This window comes from Natronomonas sp. (genome assembly GCF_036625485.1).
Taxonomy (GTDB): Archaea; Halobacteriota; Halobacteria; order Halobacteriales; family Haloarculaceae; genus Natronomonas.
Genome location: NZ_JAZKTR010000164.1, coordinates 1 through 5,156 on the forward strand (window position 1 = coordinate 1; position 5,156 = coordinate 5,156).

Here is a 5,156-nt window from a genome sequence, read left to right on the forward strand (position 1 = left end):
CCGAAGAAGACCAGCGGCCGGAGGATGAACTGGTTCATCACCGTCAGGTCGTCGAAGTCCTCGGCGACGAGGCCGCCGATGACGCCCAGCGAGGCGAAAAGCAGGGGCACGACGACCATGAACGCGACGAGGAAGAACGGCTGACGGACGGGCACCGAGGTGAATATCAGGCCGATAGCGACGATGATACAGCCGACGATGATCCCGCGGAGCGCCGCGGCGAAGATGTAGGCCAGCACCATCGACGAATAGGAGAGCGGCGATGTCAGCGTCTCGTGGATGTACTCGTTCCAACGGCCGTGAAAGATCGAGAAGGAGGAGTTCTCGAAGGCGTTGCCGATGGCGCCCAGCACGACGAGGCCGGGCAGGATGAAAAGCAGGTAGTCGAAGCCGGCGATGTCGTCGATGCGCTGGCCCAGAATGACGCCGAAGACGGCGAAATAGAGGACGTTCGTGATCGCGGGCGGGAGGAAGGTGTTGCGGGGCCGGCGGACGAACCGCAGGATCTCCCGCTTCAGCAGCGACCGGAAGCCGACGCCGAAGACGGACGAACTCATTGGAGCACCTCCAGCTGTTCGGCTTCCTCGCCGGGCCGGGTCATGTCGACGAAGACCTCTTCGAGGGAGGCCCGCCGGATGTCGAGGTCGAGGACCTCGTAGCCGGCGGCTTCGAGTTCACGCAGGAGGTCGGGCGCGACGCTGCGGCCGCCGCCAGCGGTGACGAGGAGCCCGTCGTCTTCGACGCGGTACTCGACGACGCCGTCGACCGTGATGTCGGGGACGGATTCGGGCGGGTTCGCGAGCGTGACGTGGAGCTGGTCGGTGCCCCGCGACCGGAGGTCGTCGGGCGTGGCGACCTCGACGACGCGGCCGGAATCGCAGATGGCCACGCGGTCACAGAGGCGCTCGGCCTCCTCGATATAGTGGGTCGTCAGCAGGATGGTCGTCCCCTCGGCGTTGAGGCGCTCGATGACACGCCAGAGGTCACGGCGGAGTTGCACGTCGACGCCCGCGGTCGGTTCGTCGAGGATGAGCAGGTCCGGGTCCGTGACGAGCGCACGCGCGAGGAGGAAGCGGCGTTTCATCCCGCCGGAGAGCCAGTCGAATCGGGTGTCGCGCTTGTCGTAGATGCCGACGGTCTTGAGGGCCTCGGCGGCGCGCTCGGCGGCCTCGGCGGGCGGGACGCCGTGGTAGCCGGCCTTGTGTTCGAGCACCTCGTGGATCGGGAAGAACCGGTCGACGTTGAACTCCTGTGGCGCGAGGCCGATTCGGTCCCGTGCCTCGCGGTAGTCCTCTTCGACGTCGAAGCCGAACACCTCGGCGGTACCGCCGTCCTTGCGGACGAGGCCGACGAGGATGTTGATGAAGGTCGTTTTGCCGGCGCCGTTGGGGCCGAGCAGACCGAAGAACTCCCCGCGCTCGACTTCGAAGGAGAGACCGTCGAGCGCCCGGACGTCGCCGTATGACTTCCGGAGGTCGTCGGCACGTATCGCAGGTTCCATACTAAAAAGGCGATGCTCGCCGGGGTTAAGACTGCTGAAGGCGAATGCTACGAGAGGCCTTACCGACCGAGTTTGGCCCGCGAGATGCCGACGCCGCCGGGGGTGATGACGATCTGGTCGTCTTCCTTCTGGACGATGTCGCCGCCGACCTCGTTGGCGACCTGTTTGAGTTCGTCCGAGATGTGCTCCATCGTCCGGTCGGTCGTCGTATGCCGAGTGATGTCGGCGATGACGATATCGCCGTCGTAGACGGCGTCCTTGATGTCGACGACGTCGCCGGTTTCGCTTATTTCGGCGAAGTGTACCTGCATGCTGGCGGTACCGGCGTCGGCGTCGAAATCGTCGATGTCGAGTTCGACGTAGTCCTCGGCGCTGTGGGAGTCGCCGCCGAGAAGCTTACTCATGAGACCCATACCTGCGACAGCGGCGTCTGGCGGCATAGGTGTTACGGGGACGAGTCCCGAGCGTCGGGGGATTATCGCCCAGGTGCTCAGATCGTAACCTGTGGCAAGGCTTAATATATTCTTTTTCCGTACCACCACTATGCCAGATAATAACACATTCGTATCGAGACGCGACGTGCTGCGCTCGGCCGGGGCCGCCGGATTACTCGCTGCAAGCGGTGCCGGCGTCGCCGCGGGCGAGGATACCGTCGAGGTGAACGTCGGCTATGCGCGGCCGAGCGGGCGGCGCGCGGCCCGCGACGAGGCCGAATCGGTCCTCCGGGAATTCAATTTCGACGCGCTGACGATTCGGGTCGCGAGGCAAGCCGCCGAACGACTCTCGAACCGCGGCGACGTTCGCTACGTCGAGGAGAACGGCGAGATGGAGGCGCTGGCTCAGACCCTCCCGTGGGGCGTCGACCGCGTCGATGCCGACGTGCTCCACAGCGACGGCGAGACGGGGAACGGCGCGGACATCGCCATCATCGACACCGGCATCGACGACGACCACCCGGACCTGCAGGCGAACGTCGGAGCCGGCAAGGCGTACGTCGATTGCAAGGGGTCGAACTGCAACTACCCGTGGTCCGACGACGACAACCACGGCACCCACTGTGCCGGTATCGCGGACGCAGTGAACAACTCCGAGGGCGTCGTCGGCGTCTCCACCGAGGCGACCCTCCACGCGGTGAAGGTCCTCGACAACAGCGGATCGGGTTCCTTTTCCGACGTCGCCGCGGGCATCGAGTACACCGCTGACCAAGGATGGGACGTGGGAAGCCTCTCGCTGGGGGCCTCCTCCGGGTCCCAGACGGTCAAGGACGCCTGCCAGTACGCCTACGACAAGGGCGTCCTGCTGGTGGCGGCGGCGGGCAACGACGGCCCCTGTTCGGACTGTGTCGGCTATCCGGCCGCCTACGACACCGTCATCGCCGTCAGTTCGACCGACGAGGACGACTCACTGTCCTCCTTTTCTTCGACCGGTCCGGAAGTCGAACTGGCCGCACCGGGCGGCAGCATCTACTCGACGGTCATCGGCGGCTACGACACCTACTCGGGGACGTCGATGGCCTGTCCGCACGTCTCCGGGGCCGGCGGCCAGCTGATGGCCAATGGCTACACGAACACCGAGGCGCGCCAGCAACTGAAAGACAGCGCCGAGGACATCGGCCTCGCCAGCAACGAACAGGGCGCCGGCCTCTTGGATGCCGAATCGGCCGTATCCGGGGGCAGTAGTGACTCCGCGCCGAGCGTCTCGTGGGTCAATCCCAGCGACGGCGAGACCGTCTCTGGTACCATCACCGTCCAGATAGACGCCTCCGACAGCGAGGACAGCGACGATTCGCTGGACGTCACCTACACCGTCGACGGTGGGTCCTCGCGGTCGACGACGTACGATTCCACCTCAGGCTACTACGAGGATTCGTGGGACACGACGGCCGTCTCGGATGGCGACCACGCCCTGGAGGCGACGGCGACCGACTCGGCAGGGAATACGAGCAGTTCGAGCATCACCGTCACCACGGACAACACCGAGAGCGCGCCGACCGTCGACAGTCTCTCCGCCAGCGAGGTGGAGACCAGCGATTCCGACGCGGAGTTCGACGTCGACTGGTCGGTCAGCGATTCGGACGGCGACCTGTCGTCGGTCGACCTGACGCTGACCGACGACACCGACGGCGAAACCGAGGATACCGTCTCGGTCAGCGTCAGCGGCGACACCGCGAGCGGGACGACCCGACTGGTCGCCGCCGGCGACGACGGGTCCGGAAACAGCTACACCGTCGACGCGACGGTCACCGACTCGAACGGGAACACCGGTTCGGGTTCGACCACCGTCAGCGAGACGGAGTCGACCAACGTTGCACCCTCGGCGAGTATCGATGGCCTCAACAACAAATCCAACCCGCGGTGGGACCGCTACGAGGTCGACTGGAGCGCCAGCGACGACGATGGCAACCTCGATACGGTCGTCGTCGAGATGCTGGATTCCAGCGGCGCCACGCTCGATTCGGTGACGAACAACGTCAGCGGCTCCTCGGCCTCCGGCGTCGACGAGGTCCGGAGCAAGAGCAACGGCACCGATATCGTCGTCACCGCGACCGACACCGACGGCGCTACCGGTTCCGACTCGCGGTCCATCTGATTCACATTCCGACAAACGGACTTTTTTGCTCCGGCGTGACGGAGCACTGGTATGACCTTCAGCATCTGCGTTCGCGAGGAGTACGAGGACGACGAGGGCAACGAACAGACCCGCTTCGGTGTCGCGGTCACGACCCGACTGGCCGGCGTCGGGACGCTGTGTCCGTTCATCAGCGAGAACGGCGCCGTCGCCACCCAGAGCCTCGTCAACGTCGAGTTGGGCGAGAAGGGCATCGAGTACATCGACGACGGACTGGCCGTCGAGGACGCCCTGCAGTCGCTTCTCAATGCCGACGACGGCGCCGAGAACCGCCAGCTCCACGGCGTCGACGGCGAGGGGTCGTTCGTCTTCTCCGGCGAGGAGTGCAAGCCGTGGTACGGCCACCACGACGGTGGCTCCTTTACCGTCGCCGGCAACCTGCTCACCGGCGAGGAAGTCATCGACGCGGTCGTCGAAACGTACGAAAACAGCGGCCGCGAGGAACCGCTCGCCCAACGCCTCATCGACGCCCTCGAAGCGGGCCACGAGGCTGGCGGCGACAAACGCGAGGAGCTGAACGTCCAGAGCGCCGCGCTCATGGTCGAATCCACCGAGGAGTTCCCGCTGGACCCCGCCTACAACAACCTCCGCATCGACGCCACCGAGACGCCCATCGAGGACCTCCGGGAGACCTACGAGATAGCCGTCGAGGGCCACGCTGACGCGATGGAACTCTACGAGGACGCCTACGAGGAGGATGAGATGAACGACGTGGGCGAGGAGTAGGGCCGAACCCATTCGAGCATCCGCCGAGGGGGCGTCTGAAAGTCGCCCCCGAGACGGTTTGCTCAAAAGAGCGCGGCGCGCTCTTTTGGCATGCCACAGGAGCAAAGCTCCTGTGTAGCTCGCAAATCTTCGATTTGCTCACTGACGAAAGGCGCGGAGCGCCTTTCGAACCACCCCGGACGCGAGCGAAGCGAGCGTCCGGTAGCGACGAACGACTACCGCGCGCCGTCAGGCGCGCGACAGGACCGAGTCGCGCATATTTTCCCCACGTTTTTGCCGTCATCAGACCGCTGCGCGGTCT

At 65.4% G+C, this 5,156-nt stretch carries 5 protein-coding genes; 2 read left to right on the plus strand and 3 right to left on the minus strand.

The window, feature by feature from the left end:
- The 3 genes from V5A53_RS12765 to V5A53_RS12775 form a co-directional block, all read right to left on the minus strand.
- On the minus strand, nt 1-557 hold a 557-nt coding region (locus tag V5A53_RS12765), incomplete at its 3' end, for an ABC transporter permease (protein WP_332314001.1).
- Nucleotides 554-1,501, minus strand: a complete 948-nt coding sequence (locus tag V5A53_RS12770) for an ABC transporter ATP-binding protein (protein ID WP_332314002.1) — start codon at nt 1,499-1,501, stop codon at nt 554-556. The genes V5A53_RS12765 and V5A53_RS12770, both read right to left, overlap by 4 nt.
- A 59-nt stretch (nt 1,502-1,560) precedes the next feature.
- Complete coding sequence (locus V5A53_RS12775; RefSeq protein WP_332314003.1) at nt 1,561-1,914, minus strand: cell division protein SepF; 354 nt, start codon at nt 1,912-1,914, stop codon at nt 1,561-1,563.
- Between the two features lie 130 nt (nt 1,915-2,044).
- Between V5A53_RS12775 and V5A53_RS12780 the strand changes: the two genes are divergently transcribed.
- Both V5A53_RS12780 and V5A53_RS12785 read left to right on the plus strand, forming a co-directional pair.
- Nucleotides 2,045-4,090: a S8 family serine peptidase gene (locus V5A53_RS12780; protein WP_332314004.1), complete on the plus strand. Its 2,046-nt coding sequence runs from the start codon at nt 2,045-2,047 to the stop codon at nt 4,088-4,090.
- A 51-nt stretch (nt 4,091-4,141) separates the two neighbouring features.
- Nucleotides 4,142-4,855, plus strand: coding sequence for a DUF1028 domain-containing protein (locus V5A53_RS12785; RefSeq protein WP_332314005.1), 714 nt, complete (start codon nt 4,142-4,144; stop codon nt 4,853-4,855).
- Nucleotides 4,856-5,156: the final 301 nt, after the last annotated feature.

What these genes read in the sequence shown, in the direction of transcription:
- V5A53_RS12780 (WP_332314004.1), top strand. Translation starts at nt 2,045, where the DNA reads ATGCCAGATAATAACACATTCGTATCGAGACGCGACGTGCTGCGCTCG.
- V5A53_RS12785 (WP_332314005.1), top strand. Translation starts at nt 4,142, where the DNA reads ATGACCTTCAGCATCTGCGTTCGCGAGGAGTACGAGGACGACGAGGGC.
- V5A53_RS12775 (WP_332314003.1), bottom strand. Translation starts at nt 1,914, where the DNA reads ATGGGTCTCATGAGTAAGCTTCTCGGCGGCGACTCCCACAGCGCCGAG.
- V5A53_RS12770 (WP_332314002.1), bottom strand. Translation starts at nt 1,501, where the DNA reads ATGGAACCTGCGATACGTGCCGACGACCTCCGGAAGTCATACGGCGAC.